This window comes from Vibrio ulleungensis, from assembly GCF_016900875.1.
GTDB classification, from domain to species: domain Bacteria; phylum Pseudomonadota; class Gammaproteobacteria; order Enterobacterales; family Vibrionaceae; genus Vibrio; species Vibrio ulleungensis.
On record NZ_JAFEUM010000003.1, the window covers coordinates 430,645 to 448,879 of the forward strand.

15 protein-coding genes, 1 riboswitch and 1 other annotated feature are annotated in these 18,235 nt (G+C 45.1%); of the genes, 10 read left to right on the top strand and 5 right to left on the bottom strand.

What is annotated here, in order from left to right:
• Positions 1–43 precede the first annotated feature (43 nt).
• A complete protein-coding gene (clpA, locus tag JQC93_RS10560) occupies positions 44–2,320 on the top strand; it encodes an ATP-dependent Clp protease ATP-binding subunit ClpA (protein WP_205158392.1) in 2,277 nt (758 codons plus the stop codon).
• 87 nt (positions 2,321–2,407) lie between these two features.
• On the opposite strand, the gene infA is transcribed toward clpA, so the two are convergent.
• The 3 genes from infA to aat all read right to left on the bottom strand — a co-directional run bounded on the left by infA (position 2,408) and on the right by aat (position 4,106).
• Positions 2,408–2,626 carry a translation initiation factor IF-1 gene (infA, locus tag JQC93_RS10565; RefSeq protein WP_001040192.1) on the bottom strand — a complete coding sequence of 73 codons (219 nt, stop codon included), beginning with the start codon at positions 2,624–2,626 and terminating at the stop codon, positions 2,408–2,410.
• A 68-nt stretch (positions 2,627–2,694) separates the two neighbouring features.
• Entirely contained in the window at positions 2,695–3,393 is a 699-nt protein-coding gene (locus JQC93_RS10570; protein WP_205158393.1) for an arginyltransferase, read from the bottom strand.
• Positions 3,390–4,106 (bottom strand): leucyl/phenylalanyl-tRNA--protein transferase, encoded by a 717-nt coding sequence (gene aat, locus JQC93_RS10575; RefSeq protein WP_205158394.1) that lies wholly within the window; start codon positions 4,104–4,106, stop codon positions 3,390–3,392. Before aat ends, JQC93_RS10570 begins: the two co-directional genes overlap by 4 nt.
• A 167-nt stretch (positions 4,107–4,273) precedes the next feature.
• On the opposite strand from aat, the gene aroA reads away from it, so the two are divergent.
• Positions 4,274–5,554 carry a 3-phosphoshikimate 1-carboxyvinyltransferase gene (gene aroA, locus JQC93_RS10580; protein ID WP_205158395.1) on the top strand — a complete coding sequence of 427 codons (1,281 nt, stop codon included), beginning with the start codon at positions 4,274–4,276 and terminating at the stop codon, positions 5,552–5,554.
• 47 nt (positions 5,555–5,601) lie between these two features.
• Here aroA and JQC93_RS10585 read toward each other — a convergent pair whose 3' ends face one another.
• A complete protein-coding gene (locus JQC93_RS10585) occupies positions 5,602–5,844 on the bottom strand; it encodes a YciN family protein (protein WP_205158396.1) in 243 nt (80 codons plus the stop codon).
• Between the two features lie 350 nt (positions 5,845–6,194).
• Between JQC93_RS10585 and topA the strand changes: the two genes are divergently transcribed.
• A complete protein-coding gene (gene topA, locus JQC93_RS10590; protein WP_205158397.1) occupies positions 6,195–8,831 on the top strand; it encodes a type I DNA topoisomerase in 2,637 nt (878 codons plus the stop codon).
• A gap of 151 nt (positions 8,832–8,982) precedes the next feature.
• Positions 8,983–10,287, top strand: coding sequence for an inosine/guanosine kinase (locus JQC93_RS10595; RefSeq protein ID WP_205158398.1), 1,305 nt, complete (start codon positions 8,983–8,985; stop codon positions 10,285–10,287).
• Positions 10,288–10,346: 59 nt separating this feature from the next.
• Here JQC93_RS10595 and JQC93_RS10600 read toward each other — a convergent pair whose 3' ends face one another.
• Positions 10,347–10,754 (bottom strand): H-NS family histone-like protein, encoded by a 408-nt coding sequence (locus JQC93_RS10600; RefSeq protein WP_205158399.1) that lies wholly within the window; start codon positions 10,752–10,754, stop codon positions 10,347–10,349.
• 280 nt (positions 10,755–11,034) lie between these two features.
• Positions 11,035–11,246, top strand: a riboswitch (Lysine riboswitch).
• Between the two features lie 75 nt (positions 11,247–11,321).
• Between JQC93_RS10600 and JQC93_RS10605 the strand changes: the two genes are divergently transcribed.
• From JQC93_RS10605 to hisH, 6 genes are all read left to right on the top strand, one after another.
• A complete protein-coding gene (locus JQC93_RS10605; RefSeq protein ID WP_205158400.1) occupies positions 11,322–12,908 on the top strand; it encodes a Na+/H+ antiporter NhaC family protein in 1,587 nt (528 codons plus the stop codon).
• Positions 12,909–13,067: 159 nt separating this feature from the next.
• Positions 13,068–13,196: a sequence feature (His leader region), on the top strand.
• Positions 13,197–13,242: 46 nt separating this feature from the next.
• Positions 13,243–14,139 (top strand): ATP phosphoribosyltransferase, encoded by an 897-nt coding sequence (gene hisG / locus JQC93_RS10610; RefSeq protein WP_205158401.1) that lies wholly within the window; start codon positions 13,243–13,245, stop codon positions 14,137–14,139.
• A gap of 5 nt (positions 14,140–14,144) precedes the next feature.
• Complete coding sequence (gene hisD / locus JQC93_RS10615) at positions 14,145–15,449, top strand: histidinol dehydrogenase (RefSeq protein ID WP_205158402.1); 1,305 nt, start codon at positions 14,145–14,147, stop codon at positions 15,447–15,449.
• Positions 15,449–16,486, top strand: a complete 1,038-nt coding sequence (hisC, locus tag JQC93_RS10620; protein WP_205158403.1) for a histidinol-phosphate transaminase — start codon at positions 15,449–15,451, stop codon at positions 16,484–16,486. The genes hisD and hisC overlap by 1 nt, the downstream gene beginning before the upstream one ends.
• A gap of 43 nt (positions 16,487–16,529) precedes the next feature.
• Complete coding sequence (gene hisB, locus JQC93_RS10625) at positions 16,530–17,603, top strand: bifunctional histidinol-phosphatase/imidazoleglycerol-phosphate dehydratase HisB (protein WP_205158404.1); 1,074 nt, start codon at positions 16,530–16,532, stop codon at positions 17,601–17,603.
• Positions 17,604–17,612: 9 nt separating this feature from the next.
• Positions 17,613–18,227, top strand: coding sequence for an imidazole glycerol phosphate synthase subunit HisH (hisH, locus tag JQC93_RS10630; RefSeq protein ID WP_205158405.1), 615 nt, complete (start codon positions 17,613–17,615; stop codon positions 18,225–18,227).
• Positions 18,228–18,235: the final 8 nt, after the last annotated feature.

Sequence of the window (18,235 nt, forward strand, 5' to 3'; positions counted from 1 at the left end):
GAGCTTTCTCACCATTCGATGGTTTTGTTTTTGGGGAGGTACTATGTTGAACAAAGAATTAGAAACCAGTCTAAACGGAGCGTTTGCTAGAGCGCGTGATAAACGCCACGAGTTTATGACGGTCGAGCATTTATTGCTCGCGCTTATAGATAATAACTCCGCAAGAGAAGCGCTTAAAGCGTGCCAAGCCAATCTTGATCTACTTAAACAAGAGCTTGAACTGTTCATTGAACAGACCACCCCCTTGATTCCTGAAAACGATGAAACGCGAGAAACTCAGCCAACACTCAGTTTTCAACGCGTATTACAGCGCGCAGTATTTCACGTTCAATCTTCTGGCCGCAACGAAGTTACCGGTGCCAATGTCCTAGTGGCCATTTTTAGCGAACAAGAAAGCCATGCCGCTTACTTGTTAAAGAAAAATGAAGTCAGCCGCCTAGATATCGTCAACTTCATATCTCATGGCATTACCAAGTCGTCACCAAATGACGCGAGTAGCGGAGACATTTTTGGTAAATCAGAAGGCCCTGCTCCAAGTGAAGAAGTGGGTGGCGAAGATAAGCTCGAAAATTTTGCAACCAACCTTAATATTGTGGCCAAAAATGGACACATTGATCCGCTCATTGGACGCGATCAAGAATTAGAACGCACTATTCAAGTTTTATGCAGACGCCGCAAGAACAACCCTCTATTAGTCGGCGAGGCAGGCGTAGGGAAAACAGCGATTGCTGAAGGCCTTGCTTGGAGAATCGTAGAAGGCCAAGTTCCTGACGTGATTAAGAATAGTGTCATCTATTCGCTCGATATTGGCTCGCTTTTAGCGGGAACCAAATACCGTGGTGACTTTGAAAAGCGTTTCAAGAATATTTTGAAACAGCTAGAGAAAGAAGATGATGCTGTACTGTTTATCGATGAAATCCACACCATCATTGGTGCCGGAGCCGCTTCGGGCGGTCAAGTCGATGCAGCCAACCTTATTAAGCCACTGTTGAGTAGCGGCAAGTTGCGTTGTATTGGTTCTACGACTTACCAAGAGTACAGCACGATTTTTGAAAAAGAGCGTGCACTGTCTCGACGCTTCCAGAAAATCGATGTAGTGGAGCCGTCAGTGGACGACACTACCAAGATTTTGATGGGCCTTAAGCCTAAATACGAAGCTCACCATGAAGTTCGCTACACCAATAAAGCATTGCGAGCTGCGGTAGAGCTGTCTGCTAAGTACATCAACGAGCGTCACCTACCAGATAAGGCGATTGACGTAATAGATGAAGCAGGCGCGAAGAGCCGTTTAACCCCTGCAAGTCGTCGTAAAAAAACCGTGGGTGTTTCTGAAATAGAAGCCATGGTCGCTAAAATGGCGCGCATTCCAGAAAAATCGGTCTCGTCTTCAGATAAAGACATTCTTCAAAATCTCGACGAGAAAATGAAGATGTTGGTGTTTGGTCAAAATAACGCTATTGATGCCCTGAGCGAAGCGATTAAGCTCACTCGTGCAGGCCTAGGTGCAGACAATAAACCAGTAGGTTCATTCTTATTTGCTGGCCCAACAGGGGTAGGTAAAACAGAGGTTACTGTGCAATTGGCTAAACTGCTTGGTATTGAGCTACTGCGCTTTGACATGTCGGAATATGGTGAGCGACATTCCGTGAGCCGATTGATTGGCGCGCCTCCTGGTTACGTTGGGTATGATCAGGGTGGGTTATTGACCGATGCTGCTATTAAGCACCCTCACTCTGTTGTACTGCTTGATGAAATTGAGAAAGCGCACCCAGATATCTTTAACTTGCTGTTGCAGGTGATGGATAATGGTACGTTGACCGATAATAACGGCCGCAAGGCAGACTTCCGCAACGTTATTCTAGTAATGACGACAAACGCCGGTGTAACGGAAACAGAGAAGAAATCTATTGGTCTGATCCAACAAGATAATAGCACTGACGCAATGGCAGAAATAAAACGCGTATTTACACCAGAATTTAGAAACAGACTCGATAACATTATCTGGTTCAATGCCTTGGACGAAGAGGTGATACATCAGGTTGTTGATAAGTTTATAGTGGAACTTCAAGCGCAGCTTGATTCGCGTGGTGTGTCGATGGAAGTGACTCCTGAAGCTCGGCATTGGTTGGCCATCAAAGGCTACGATAAGACAATGGGCGCTCGTCCTATGTCTCGTGTTATACAAGAGAACCTCAAGAAGCCTTTGGCTAACGAGCTGTTATTCGGTCGTTTAGTAAATGGCGGTGCGGTGTCTGTTGAACTCGTTGAAGACGAGTTGAAGTTTAACTACGCTGACACGGAAGAAGAAGTGTTCCATTAAGGAGCACTTTACTCGCTAATTAGCATCTTCTAGAAAAGAAAAAACGGAGCCATTGGCTCCGTTTTTTCTTTAAAGCTTGCGTCGATATTAACGAGCGCGGAAGACGATGCGACCTTTAGAAAGATCGTAAGGTGTCATTTCAACAGTTACCTTATCGCCAGTCAGGATGCGGATGTAGTTTTTACGCATTTTGCCAGAGATATGTGCTGTCACAACGTGACCGTTTTCTAGTTCAACACGAAACATAGTGTTTGGTAGAGTGTCAAGAACAGTGCCTTGCATCTCGATTACGTCTTCTTTAGCCATTGAATCCTCTATAAATAATTGGCAGATAGGGCACGCTTACTGAATTTAGCCCTAATTTGGGCGGTATTTTACCCTTGCCAACGACGATTTACTAGCCTTTGATGAGGATTGAATTTAACTTTATAGTTCATCGCCTGACAAGCATCGATTTGGTAACCTAGGTATAGCCAATCTAACTCTTTGATATTGCAATATTTAATCTGCAAGAGAACCGATAAAGTGCCTAGTGAAATGGCGTAATTTGGTTGATAAAATGTGTAAAATGCACTGGCACTTTTACTTAATGTGTCGGTTACTGCGACGGCAATGAGCTCTTTATCATCGTATATGTGTAAAAAGCGTGTAGAGATCCCATGGCTTTCAATGAATTGTTCAAAGTTTCTTTGGTTGGCTGGGTACATGCTACCCGTAGGATGTTTGGCTTCGATATAGCGTTCATAAAGTGTAAACCATTGCTCATCGAGTTTACGCGCAACCACCAGTTGCAAATGTTTTGCTTTATTGAGTAACCTTTTTTGGCTACGTGAGGGAACAAAATCTTTGACAGGTATTCGGATAGCCTGGCACTCTTGGCATTGGTCGCAATGCGGCATGTAGATGGTTTTACCCGATCGCCTAAACCCATTGGCGAGTAACACTTCATAGCCTGCATTGTTGTGCATAGAGTCGTCCATGGCGATGGCTATTCTCTCAAGTTGGTTCTCGAGATAACTACAAGGATGGTTTTCTGTGTAACCAATTTGAATCTGCTTCAATTCTGATGTCATCCTAAACTCCATGGATTGGTCAGTACTTGTGCACCGTAAAAACTGGTGGGCATAGGACTTCCGTTACTGGTAAGTTTAGTCAAAAACTCTTCTCTTGAGATCACCATTGCGCCCAAGGTGGTCAAGTGAGGGTTCTCTAGCTGACAATCAATCAATGTGCCACCGTTGTTAAAAAAATGGTGCTGGAAGACTGACATCGCGGTTTTGGAGGCATTATCCTCTAAGCTAAACATTGATTCGCCACAGAACACTTTGCCGATAGCAACACCGTACAACCCACCTACGAGCTTGTCCTTTTTCCACACCTCCACGCTGTGGCAAAGCTTGTGGTGTGCTAGTTCGATATAGGCATTAACCATCTCTTGGGTGATCCAGGTTTCTTCAACAGAGCGCGTTTCAGCGCACAATTTGATGACCGACTCCGTCGCTCGGTTGATGCTTACAGTAAATTTGGATTTTCGTAGTGTCTTGCGCATGGATTTAGAAAGGTGAAAAGAACTTTTGCTGATCACTGCACGGTTAGTGGGTGACCACCACAATATTGGTTCCCCGGGAGAAAACCACGGAAAAATACCGCGTTGGTATGCACACCTCAATCTTTCGACGCTCAAGTCGCCTCCATAGGCCAATAGTCCGTCTGGATCATGTAATGCGCTGTCAACGGGTGGGAAATAGAGCTGGTCAGGGTGCAGGCTTGGAAGTTGGAGTCCCATAATTCACTTACATCGATTAACTTAAAAAGTAGCAGCGAGAGCCTTTCGACCTCGACGAGAGGCCAACGCATAATAATTCAAACAAAATGCGCGGTTATTGCTGGTTATTACGAATATTTTTCGTTAGTCTCGAAACTATAACATTTAGCTAAAGGATACCAAAATCGATGGAAAGTTTGACGTTGACACCGATTGCAAAGGTTGACGGTGTCGTCAATTTACCGGGCTCAAAAAGCGTGTCGAACCGCGCACTTTTGCTAGCGGCAATGGCAAAGGGCGAAACCAAATTAACCAATTTACTCGACAGTGATGACATACGACATATGTTGAATGCACTGACGTCACTTGGCGTTTCTTACCAGCTCTCTGACTGTAAGACAGAGTGCACCGTTCAAGGTTTGGGCGGAGTGTTTAACACGGAACAACCTTTGGAGCTGTTTTTAGGAAATGCTGGTACAGCGATGCGACCACTAGCCGCTGCATTGTGTATGGGGCAGGGTGAGTATGTGCTCACCGGTGAGCCGCGTATGAAAGAGCGCCCAATTGGTCATTTGGTGGATGCACTTAAGCAAAGTGGTGCCGATGTCGAATACTTGGAAAACCCTAACTACCCACCGCTAAAAATTCATGCCGGTCAGTTATCGGGTGGTAAAGTATCGATTGATGGTTCAATTTCAAGCCAGTTTCTAACTGCTTATTTGATGGCGGCTCCAATGGCCTCTGGTGATACAGAAATCACCATTGAAGGCGATCTTGTTTCTAAGCCTTATATCGATATTACACTGCATATTATGAGCCAATTTGGTGTTGAAGTGGCTAACCACAACTATCAAAAATTCGTAGTGAAGGGCAATCAGACATACCAATCACCCGGTACATTCTTGGTTGAAGGGGACGCCTCATCAGCGTCTTATTTTCTTGCAGCGGCTGCGATTAAAGGTGGCACTATAAAAGTCACGGGTATTGGCAAAAACAGTATTCAAGGCGATATTCAATTTGCAGATGCACTAGAAAAAATGGGTGCACAGATTGAGTGGGGCGACGATTATATTGCGTCAAGCCGTGGTGAGCTTCGCGCGGTGGATCTCGATTTTAACCATATTCCCGATGCAGCGATGACAATCGCGACTGCAGCGTTATTTGCGCAAGGTACAACGGCAATACGTAACGTGTACAACTGGCGCGTGAAGGAAACAGATAGATTAGCCGCGATGGCGACAGAGCTACGTAAAGTAGGCGCCTCGGTGGTGGAAGGAGAGGACTTTATCGAAATCACCCCACCAGAACAGTTAACCCACGCAGCAATAGATACTTATGACGATCATCGTATTGCCATGTGTTTTTCGTTGGTTGCGCTGAGCGACACCAAAGTGACCATCAACGATCCAGGGTGCACATCTAAAACCTTCCCCGATTACTTTGACAAACTAAAAGGTTTGAGCCAGTAATAAGAGAAGGCGGCATTGTTCGCCCTCGGCGTGAAGCCGCAGGGCGACTAATTTAAAGTAAACTCTTTAGATAGATGATGCGCCAAATATTTAAACATATTAAAGGCTGCTGGGGTGTTGGTTGTTGGGAGTCCATCGTCTAAAAAATACTCGCCTTTAAATACCAAAACATCGTCTTTTTCTTCTACCGAAGTTGCACGCATACCATCTATATAGTTGTCATGATCTTGGATGATTTGATTGGCAATTAGAAGCAGTTCAAATTGGCTAATGGCTTTTCTTTGGCTCATGGGAATTCACATTATTTAGTCAAGCAGATGAGCCGAAAGTCTACTTTGCCACTAAAGAAGACTCAATAGCTTGTGTGATGGAAATCTGTGCATAAGAGTTAATATAGTGGGCCTAACTTCATAAATTGGTGGGTCTAATCCAGATTCTGTTGACCTTGACATTCGGTTGCGATTAGTATGCGAGCCATTGATATAGCGTGAAAATTTTCAACTCCATTTGTAGGGCGTCAGTCATACGGTTTAATTTTCTTTTCAAAAATGGGTTGAATTTCTGTAATTCTCGCTCGATAGTAAAAATAGAAGCAACACCCGTTGCCATAGTTTAGTCATCGTGAGGACCACTTGTCGTTATGGGCAAATCACTTGTAATTGTAGAGTCACCTGCCAAAGCCAAAACCATAAATAAATATCTTGGTAAAGACTTTGTTGTTAAATCCAGTGTTGGACACGTTCGTGATCTTCCAACTGCAGGACAATCTACAGGTAAAAAAGCGGCAGCCGTCTCCACCAAGGGATTAAGTCCTGAGGAAAAAGCGAAGCTTAAAAAAGAGAAAGATCGCAAAGCGCTAATCAAAAAAATGGGAATTAACCCTTATGATGGCTGGGATGCAAACTATCAGATTTTACCAGGCAAAGAAAAAGTTGTCGCAGAGCTACAAAAATTAGCCAAAGACGCTGATTACGTCTATCTCGCAACCGATTTGGATCGCGAGGGAGAGGCTATTGCTTGGCACTTGCGAGAAATTATTGGTGGTGATGAATCACGTTATCGTCGCGTGGTGTTTAACGAAATCACCAAAAACGCTATTACCGCGGCGTTTGATGAACCGGGTGAACTTAATATAGACGGCGTCAATGCTCAGCAAGCTCGTCGCTTCATGGACCGCGTTGTTGGATTCATGGTGTCTCCGCTGCTATGGAAAAAAGTAGCGCGTGGATTGTCGGCGGGTCGAGTTCAATCTGTTGCTGTTAAACTGCTGGTTGAGCGCGAGCGCGCCATTAAAGCGTTTATCCCAGAAGAGTTTTGGGACATTCATGCAGATACACTGACTCAGTCAAAAGAGAACTTTAAGCTGTTGGTGGCGCAAAAGAACGATACGTCGTTTAAACCAACCAATCAGCAACAGGCTGAAGAAGCCGTGGCGGCCCTTAAAACGGCTAAGTTTGAAGTGTGCAAACGTGAAGATCGCCCAACATCCAGCAAACCTTCAGCACCGTACATCACTTCAACGCTGCAACAGGCCGCGAGTACTCGACTGGGTTACGGCGTAAAGAAAACAATGATGTTGGCGCAGCGTTTGTATGAAGCGGGTTACATTACCTATATGCGTACTGACTCAACCAACTTGAGTAAAGATGCTGTTGAGTCGCTGCGAGACTATATCTCTACAGAATATGGCGATGCTTACCTTCCTGCAAAACCAACGGTTTATGGTAGCAAAGAAGGTGCGCAAGAGGCGCACGAAGCTATTCGTCCATCAAGTGTTGAAGTGAAAGCTGACGACCTTAAGGCAATGGAAGCTGACGCGCATAAATTGTATAGCCTTATTTGGAACCAGTTTGTTGCTTGTCAAATGACACCGGCCAAATACGATTCAACCACGGTGAGTGTAAAAGCCGCTGAGTACACGTTGAAAGCGAAAGGTCGTATTTTGAAATTCGACGGTTGGACACGAGTTCAGCGTCCACTGGGTAAAAATGAAGATCAAATTCTTCCGGCAGTACAATTGGGTGACACGTTGTCGCTTAATAGCCTCGATCCTAAACAACACTTTACTAAGCCACCGGCACGTTTCACCGAAGCGGCATTGGTTAAAGAGCTCGAAAAACGCGGTATCGGTCGACCTTCGACGTACGCGTCAATCATCTCTACCATTCAAGATCGTGGCTATGTAAAAGTTGAACAGCGTCGCTTCTACGCAGAGAAAATGGGTGAAATCGTTACCGATCGTCTAGGCGATAGCTTCGACGATCTGATGAACTACGACTTCACCGCTCGTATGGAACAAAAATTGGATCAGATCGCTGAAGGCGATGCCAATTGGAAGAACGTTCTTGATAACTTCTTCAGTGACTTCACCCACGACCTGCAAACCGCGGAGCTTGAAGAAGATGCAGGCGGTATGAAGCCAAACCATATTGTGGTTACCGACATTGAATGTCCAACCTGTTCGCGTCCTATGGGAATTCGCACAGCGTCTACGGGAGTATTCTTAGGCTGTACTGGCTATGCACTACCACCAAAAGAGCGTTGCAAAACCACAATTAACCTTGGTGATGAAGAAGGCATTGTAAACGTTCTTGAAGAAGACGTTGAAACCGCTGCTCTACGTGCGAAAAAACGTTGTCCAGTGTGTGAAACGGCAATGGATGGCTACCTTATCGATGACAAGCGCAAACTTCATGTGTGTGGTAATAATCCTAACTGTGAAGGCTTTGTGGTTGAAAAAGGCGAGTTTAAAGTAAAAGGCTATGACGGCCCAGTCGTAGAGTGCGACAAATGTGGCTCCGACATGGTGCTGAAAAACGGCCGCTTTGGTAAGTACATGGGTTGTAGCAATGAGGAGTGTAAGAACACTCGTAAAATTTTGCGCAATGGCGAAGTTGCTCCACCGAAAGAAGACCCAGTCCATTTCCCTGAGTTGCCGTGTGAAAACTCGGACGCGTACTTTGTTCTGCGTGATGGTGCATCTGGGCTATTTATGGCGGCAAGTAACTTCCCTAAATCGAGAGAGACAAGAGCTCCTCTAGTGGAGGAGTTAGCGAAGTATAAAGAGCGCATCTCGCCTAAGTTCCACTACTTGGCTGATGCTCCTACTCAAGATCCGGATGGACGCCCGGCTGTTGTTCGATTTAGCCGTAAATCGAAGGAGAACTACATTCGCTCTGAAATCGATGGTAAGCCATCGGGTTGGACCGGATTGTATATCGACGGCAAGTGGGAAATCACTGACAAACGTAAAAAGCCAAAGGCTGAAAAAGCCTAATTGAGACTTAAAAGTGCCGCTGTTTAGCGGCACTTTTTTTTGGTTTTCATTTTTTTTTATCTGGCAAACGTTTGCTTTGCTCGGTGCCGTTGAGAATAAATTGAGCTATGGTTACTATCAGCGCACCCAAAATGTCATCCAATAAATCGATATGAAATTTCCCGGCCAACGTAAGTCAAAACACTATTTTCCCGTTAATAAACGAGACCCGTTGATAACGTCCTCAATTGTATCGGCCAAAAACAAAGGCTCATACATCGTTGGTATTGACCAAACATTGGTTGACATCGAAGCACGCGTTTCCGATGACTTCATTGAACGTTACGCACTCAGTAAAGGCCATTCATTGGTGATTGACGATGCAAAAGCCGAAGCGTTGTATAACGAACTTAAAGATAATGATCTCGTTACCAATGAATTTGCAGGGGGCACTATAGGCAATACTTTGCATAACTTTTCAGTGCTTGCCGATGACAAATCTATTCTTTTGGGTGTAATGAGCGAAGATATTAAAATCGGTAGTTATGGCTATCGTTATCTTTGTAATACCTCAAGTCGTGTCGATCTTAATTATTTACAGGGTGTACAAGGCCCTATTGGGCGCTGTTTTACGTTAATTAGTGATAATGGTGAACGAACCTTCGCAATTAATGAAGGGCGAATGAACCAGCTAAATAGCAGCAGTATTCCTGAGTCTATATTTGAAAAAGCCGCAGCGCTTGTTATTACCTCTTATTTGGTACGCTGCCAAGATGGCGACCCAATGCCAAAGGCGACAATGCAAGCTATCGAATACGCAAAAAAATACGACGTTCCTGTAGTATTAACGCTTGGAACTAAATATGTCATAGAAGGTGACGTAGAATTTTGGCAGGAATTTTTATCGGAACATGTTACTGTCGTTGCAATGAATGAAGAGGAAGGCCTAGCATTGACCGGTGAATCCGATCCATTATTAGCAGCAGATAAAGCGTTAGAGTGGGTTGATTTAGTATTATGTACTGCAGGACCGATTGGTTTATTTATGGCCGGCTATACGGATAATAGTGTTAAAAGAGAAACCTCATTACCATTATTACCAGGAACGATCCCTGAATTTAATCTATATGAATTTAGCCGACCTGCGACCAAACAACAGTGTAGCGATCCAATAAAGGTGTATTCCCACATTGCGCCTTATATGGGTGGACCAGAAAAAATCAAGAATACCAATGGCGCAGGTGACGCGGCACTGTCGGCACTGCTACACGATTTAGCCGCCAATCGATACCATAAGCAGAACGTGCCTAATTCAAGTAAACACCAGCGCGAGTTTCTTACTTATTCGTCATTCTCACAAGTGTGTAAATATGCGAACCGCGCCAGTTTTGAAGTATTAGCACAGCATTCGCCTCGACTGTCAAAAGGGTTACCAGAGCGAGAAGACAGTTTAGAAGAAGCGTATTGGGAACGATAACGAAATACGGTATAAATAAAAAAGGGAGCTTAAGCTCCCTTTTTTATTTTTGACACTTCTTAGATTAGGAAGTCATCAAGAGAAGCACCGGCATCTAGTTTAGCTTGAATACCTTTAGGCGTACGGCCTTGACCAGTCCAAGTTTTTTCTTCGCCGTTTTCATCAGTATATTTGTATTTAGCTGGGCGAGGTGCACGCTTTTGTTTAGGTTTAGTTGTGCCTTCACCAGCAAGCGCAGCAATTAATTCTTCAACATCAATTCCATCTTGAGCAATTTGCTCAGCGTAAGATTTAAGTTTGGCTTCACGCTCTGCTTTAGCAGCTAGTTCTTCTTCTTCAGCAGATTTACGCTCTTCAACAACAATAGTCAATTTATCCAGAGCTTCTTCTAATTGCTCTAGAGTCAATTCACGAGAAAATGCGCGCAGGCTACGAATATTTAAAAGTGTTTTGGTCAAGTCAGACATTTATGAACCCTTTTTATTTGTTTTGTAATGTATTAGCCGAAATATATCAAAACTTTATATTAGTTAAAAGTAATAGACTGATAATTTACGTTAATTGACGCTGATTAATTAATATCCTTATATATGAAACTAATATGTTTAATATCTGTCCTATTGTTTTACAGCGTAAAAGTGGAGAATTTTCTTGCCATTAAGGAAAATTTCATTAGAATGCGCCAAATCTAAACCACAAAGCGATATTATATGTTGTTAGTTTGTTTCTAGCACGTAAAGTTATCGTAAGTGAAGTAGAGGCGCGATACATATCAGTATTTTCAAGTAGGGTGATGCCGCTGTAACTTGATTAAAAAGGATGTGTCGCCGAAGTATCATGGAGTATCAAGCCATGATGCTGGGGTTGTTTGCGAAAGTGACAACACTGCCATAGTAAAGGTTTCAATCTCATCTAAACTGATTGAAGCTGTTGATTCACTATGGAGCGCTACTGTAGGTTAAGAAAACCCCCTTATGTTTCTTTTCTTATCTTTACTGCAGTAGATCTCTTATCCAATTTGGTTAATGAAGGTCATGAATTTAGTTGATTTTTCTGCGTCTGCTTTTTCTCTGTTGCCACCAATGGTTGCGTTGGCACTAGCTATAATTACTCGTCGAGTTTTATTATCACTCGGTGTAGGCATCGTACTCGGTGCATTTTTACTAAACAATTACTCATTCGGTAGTACCCTAGGATACGTCTTTAGCAGTGCAAAAGGCGTTGTCATTGAAGAGGGTGGCTTAAACGAATGGAACATGAGTATCGTCTTCTTCCTACTTCTGCTCGGTATGATGACAGCGTTATTGACTCTGTCTGGCGGTACACGAGCTTTTGCTATTTGGGCTCAGTCTAGAGTTAAGAGCAAACGAGGCTCTAAACTGCTGGCTGCTACACTTGGGGTATTCATCTTTGTTGATGATTACTTTAACAGTTTAGCGGTGGGTGCGATTTCACGCCCGGTCACTGACCGTTTTTACGTCTCTCGTGCAAAACTGGCCTACATTCTCGACTCAACGGCGGCACCTATGTGTGTGCTTATGCCAGCATCAAGCTGGGGCGCATATATAATGACCATCATCAGCGGTATCTTGGTCGCTCATGGAATGACTGAGTACTCCGCATTAGGCGCGTATATCGCACTGGTTCCAATGAACTTCTATGCTGTGTTTGCTTTGTTACTCGTGTTCGTGGTCGCGTGGTTCAAACTGGATGTTGGACCTATGCGTAAGCACGAGATTGAAGCCAGCCAGGGTATTGGTTTTGCAAGTGACTCTGAAGTTGAAGGCTCTCATGAGATCAACGAAGAACTGGACATCACTGAGAGTGAGTTTGGACGAGTGTCTGACTTGATTCTTCCTATTGTGTCATTAATTGTAGCTACAGTCGGCTTTATGATTATGACAGGCGGACAAGCGCTTGCAGCAGACGGTATTTCATTTAGCCTACTTGGTGCATTTGAAAATACCGACGTGGGCCGCTCGCTCGTTTATGGTGGACTTGTAGGTTTAGCCTTTGCTCTGTTTACTGTTGTTCGTCAAAAACTCTCTGCATCTGACATTAGCAAAACACTATGGATAGGCGCGAAAGCAATGTTTGGCGCTATTTTGATCCTATTTTTTGCATGGACTATTGGTACCGTAATTGGCGACCTTAATACTGGTAAGTACTTATCAACGTTGGTTGAAGGGAATATTTCACCAGCACTGCTACCGGTAATATTATTTCTGTTGGCAGGCTTGATGGCATTTTCAACCGGTACCTCTTGGGGAACATTTGGCATCATGCTACCGATCGCGGGTGATCTTGCTGGCGCAACTGACCTAGCATTAATGCTACCGATGTTAGGTGCAGTATTGGCTGGCTCAGTCTTTGGTGATCACTGTTCTCCGATCTCAGATACCACCATACTGTCCTCGACGGGTGCTCGCTGTAACCATATTGATCACGTTGCCACTCAGTTACCTTACGCTGTAACTGTAGCGATTGTGTCATGTGTTGGCTTTATCACCCTAGGCTTTACGCAATCGACGTGGTTATCTTTTGGCGTGGCGACTGTCGCGTTCGTTATCGCATGTTCGGTGTTAGGCTTTTTGTCACGCGCTAAAATGCGCGCTGCGTAATTACCAAATAATCCGACGAAAAGGGGCCTATGTGGCCCCTTTGTTTTATTTGTGATAAAAAATATCGCGCAGGGTATTGCAAATAGGATTCGGCTTAGTTACTGTGAAGTCATCATCAAATAGGAACTACATAAGTATGCGATTTGTCGGTCTAAACCACCATCATCACCATCACCCAAGGTAATCTTTCGGGAGATGTTCGCATACCCGGGAGATACACTCCCGGAGGACGATTTTGATCAACAGATTCAAACCCTCGGGAGACCACTCTTCCGAGGGTTTTTTAATTTTTAACGATTAATCAGTATCAAATATTGGGCACAGGGAAACTGCAATGCAAACACAACGTTTACGAATCGCTATTCAGAAAAAAGGCCGTCTTAGTAAAGAGTGCCAAGAGCTACTCAAAAAGTGCGGTGTGAAGTTTACCGTCATGGGCGAGCGTTTAGTCGTACACTCAGAAAATATGCCAATTGATTTGCTTCTTGTCCGTGATGACGATATTCCAGGTCTCATTATGGATGGGGTTGTGGATCTCGGTTTTATCGGTGAGAACGAATTAGAAGAGGTGCGACTGGAGCGTAAAGCACAAGGTGAGCCTTGTTCGTTCACTCCACTTCGCCGCCTCGACTTTGGTGGATGTCGCCTGTCTATCGCGATTGACAAGGATACCGAATATAACGGCCCACAAGACCTCGCAGGCAAACGTATTGCAACGACTTACCCACAGCTACTCAAAGCCTACATGGATCAAGTCGGCGTTCCATTCTCAACCTGTATGCTGACTGGTTCAGTCGAAGTGGCGCCGCGTGCGGGCCTTGCCGATGCAATTGCAGATTTGGTGTCTACTGGCGCAACACTGGAAGCCAATGGTCTAAAAGAGTGTGAAGTCATCTTCCAATCAAAAGCAACGCTGATCAAACGTGACGGTGAGTTCGATGCAGACAAAATCGCACTGATTGAAAAGCTGCTGACACGCATGCAAGGTGTACAACAGGCTAAAGAATCAAAATACATCATGCTTCACGCACCCGTTGCCCAACTTGAGCAAGTTAAAGCGCTTCTGCCCGGCGCAGAAGATCCAACTGTACTGCCACTTTCAACCGATAAAGACAAAGTAGCAATCCATCTTGTCAGCACCGAGAATCTGTTTTGGGAAACCATGGAACAGCTTAAAGAGCTAGGCGCTAGTTCTATTCTGGTGTTGCCAATTGAAAAAATGATGGGGTAAGAACAATGAGAAGTGTGGTTTGGCAATCGTTAAGTGAATCACAGCAGGAGAGCGCTTTAGAGCGCCCCGCCATCGCAGAAGGTGCAAATATTACCGCTGCGGTGAGTGATGTCATTGCAGAAGTGAGAGCCGATGGCGACAAAGCGGTTACTGCTCTTACTGAGAAGTTTGATAAAACCTCTCCCGATACTATCCGTGTCAGCAACGCGCAAATTGACGCGGCTTGTGAACGACTATCAGAAGAAATGAAAGCGGCGCTTGAGCAGGCATACTCAAACATCGCAACCTTTCATACTGCACAAAAGCCACAACCGCTACGCGTTGAAACGCAGCCAGGGGTTGTGTGCGAACAAGTAACACGTCCGATTCAGAAAGTGGGTCTTTATATTCCAGGCGGCAGCGCACCATTGCCGTCTACCGTGTTAATGCTAGGCGTTCCTGCACAAATTGCAGGGTGTCAAAAAGTGGTGTTGTGTTCACCACCGCCGATCGCAGACGAAATTCTTTATGTGGCAAAACTGTGTAACATCGATGAAGTGTATAACGTCGGCGGAGCACAAGCGGTCGCGGCCATGGCATACGGAACAGAAACTATTGCAAAGGTGGACAAAATCTTTGGTCCAGGCAATGCCTATGTGACAGAAGCAAAAAGACAAGTCAGTAATGACTTTAAAGGTGCAGCCATTGATATGCCTGCGGGTCCTTCTGAAGTGTTGGTCCTAGCGGATGAGACCGCTGACGCCGATTTTATAGCCGCGGATCTATTAAGCCAAGCTGAGCACGGCCCCGACTCACAAGTTGTGCTGGTCACACCGTCTCCGGTAGTCGCAGATCGAGTGATCGATGCAGTGAATCGCCAACTGGCCGAGCTTTCGCGCAAAGAGATTGCTCAGCAAGCGCTAGGGTCGAGTTTGATCATTGTTGCTGAGTCCCTGACACAAGCAGTCTCTATTTCTAACTATTACGGTCCAGAGCACCTTATCGTGCAAACCAAAAATCCTCGCGAGCTGTTGCCGCTGTTAGATAATGCAGGCTCTATTTTCTTGGGTGACTGGTCTCCAGAGTCAGCGGGTGATTACGCCTCTGGTACCAATCACGTACTGCCGACCTACGGATACACTCGTACCTACTCAAGTTTAGGGCTAGCGGATTTTTCTAAACGTATGACCGTTCAAGAACTGTCTGCTGATGGACTGATGAATCTTGCCCCAACAGTCGTCACAATGGCAGAGGCGGAAGGTTTGGACGCGCACAAACGCGCAGTTACTATCCGCGTAGAAAAACTACAAGCGAGAGAAGGGGAGCAATAATGGAAAAACTTGCTCGCCCAACGGTTCAAGCTCTTACACCGTACTTATCTGCGCGTCGTATTGGTGGCAGTGGTGATGTCTGGTTAAACGCCAACGAATCGCCTTTTAACAACGCCTATGTTATCGATAGTGATGCGCTGAATCGCTACAGTGAATGCCAACCTGCAGAGTTGATAAATGCCTATGCTGCTTATGCAGGTGTAACGCCTGAAAGAGTGCTTACGTCTCGAGGCGCAGACGAAGGGATAGAATTATTGATACGCGCCTATTGCGAGCCAGGAACAGACAGTATTCTCTACTGTCCACCTACTTACGGTATGTACGCCATAAGTGCAGAGACAATTGGCGTAGAGCGTAAAACGGTACCCCTTACAGACGCTTGGCAACTGGACATTGATGGCATCGAAAAAAATCTGGATGGGGTAAAACTTGTCTTTGTCTGCTCGCCAAACAACCCTACAGGAAACCTAGTCAATCGCGACGATATCATTCGCTTGCTTGAGATGACCAAAGACCGCGCTATAGTGGTTATGGATGAAGCGTATATCGATTTTTGTCCAGAGGCGTCCACGGTTGATTTACTTGACCAGTACCCAAACTTGGCGATTTTACGCACGCTATCAAAGGCGTTTGCACTTGCAGGACTGCGTTGCGGTTTTACGCTGGCTAACCCTGAGTTAATCAATGTATTGCTCAAAGTGATTGCACCATACCCTGTGCCGATCCCTGTCGCTCAAATTGCGACACAAGCACTCACCAATCTTTCTCAAGCAAAACAACAAGTCGATACACTCAATAAAAACCGAGCTTGGCTAGCAAATGAGCTTGCTGAAAATGCTCAATTGACGGTTTTTGAGGGGTGGGGCAATTACTTATTGGTCCAATTTCCGGACGGCGATGCACTGTTTAAAGCAGCATGGGACAGTGGCATTATTTTACGTAATTCACCGATACAGGATTGCGTGAGGATCAGTATTGGCTCAGAGCAAGAGTGCCGGGTGACATTAGAATTTATTCAACAGTATTACGCCAAATAGAGCATAGTGCTTTATAACTGGCAGCAATTAAAAGGACGTAACCGTGACAACACAGCAAAAAATCTTGTTTATCGACCGTGATGGCACTCTTATTGAAGAGCCACCGGTAGATTTTCAGGTCGACCGTCTCGATAAACTCAAATTTGAACCTCTGGTGATCCCAAGTTTGCTTGCGCTTCAAGATGCAGGCTATCGCTTAGTCATGGTCACCAACCAAGATGGCCTTGGTACCGACAGCTACCCCCAGCAGGATTTCGACGCGCCTCATAATATGATGATGGATATCTTCACATCACAAGGAGTGAAGTTTGATGACGTGCTGATTTGCCCTCACTTTGAAGAAGACAATTGCTCATGCCGTAAGCCAAAACTGGGTATGGTGAAAGAGTATCTTCAAGGTGGCAAAGTCGACTTTGCCCATTCTGTGGTAATTGGCGATCGTGCCACCGATTTACAATTGGCAGAGAACATGGCAATTCAGGGAATCCAATACAACCCACAAACCATGGGTTGGGCGAAGATCCTTAAAGACTTAACGGTAAAGTCGCGTACTGCTTCTGTGGTTCGCACCACCAAAGAAACGGACATTAAAGTCAGTGTCAACCTTGATGAGCAAGGCGGTAACACCATTACGACTGGACTAGGCTTCTTTGACCATATGTTGGATCAAATCGCCACCCACGGCGGTTTCCAAATGCGCTGCGTAGTGGAAGGGGATCTGCATATTGATGACCACCACACGGTAGAAGATACCGCACTGGCGTTGGGCCAAGCACTAAAAGAAGCGTTAGGTGACAAGCGTGGCATCGGCCGTTTTGGGTTTAGTCTACCAATGGATGAATGTCTGGCGCAGTGTGCGTTAGATTTATCGGGTAGACCTTATCTTAAATTTGACGCCACTTTTGATCGTGAACAGGTTGGTGATTTGTCGACTGAAATGGTGGTTCACTTCTTCCGTTCATTAACCGATACCATGGCGTGTACCCTACATTTAAGCTCTGCAGGGCACAATGACCACCACATCATTGAGAGCTTGTTTAAAGCCTTTGGTAGAACGCTTCGCCAAGCAATTAAAGTCGAAGGAAATGAATTACCATCGAGCAAAGGCGTACTGTAGGAGATGAGCATGTTGGATCAAAAAGTGGTGATCATCGACACCGGTTGTGCCAATGTTTCGTCGGTCAAATTTGCTATTCAGCGCCTTGGCTACGAGGTGACTATATCAAAAGATCCTGACGTTGTTCTGGGCGCGGATAAGCTGTTTCTACCGGGTGTGGGTACAGCCAGCGAAGCAATGAAGAACCTAGAAGAGCGAAACCTGATCACCTTAGTGAAACAAGTTGAAAAACCGCTGTTGGGGATTTGCTTAGGTATGCAACTGCTAGGCAAACTTTCTCAAGAAAAAGGCCACAAAGCCAGTGAAACAGTCGAGTGTTTGGGCTTGTGTGAAGGGGAAGTGAGTTTACTTCAAACGGGCGATCTGCCGTTGCCACATATGGGCTGGAACACAGTGAAAGCCAATGAAGGTCATCCGCTGTTTAGAGACATTGAAGAGGGTGAATACTTCTACTTTGTACACAGCTTTGGCATGCCAGTTGGTGAGTACACCATCGCACAGTGCGACTATGGACACGGCTTTAGTGCTGCCATTCAAAGTGGTAACTATTACGGTGTTCAATTTCACCCAGAGCGCTCATCTAAAGCTGGCGCTCAGCTCATTCGAAACTTTTTAGAGTTATAAGGACAGAC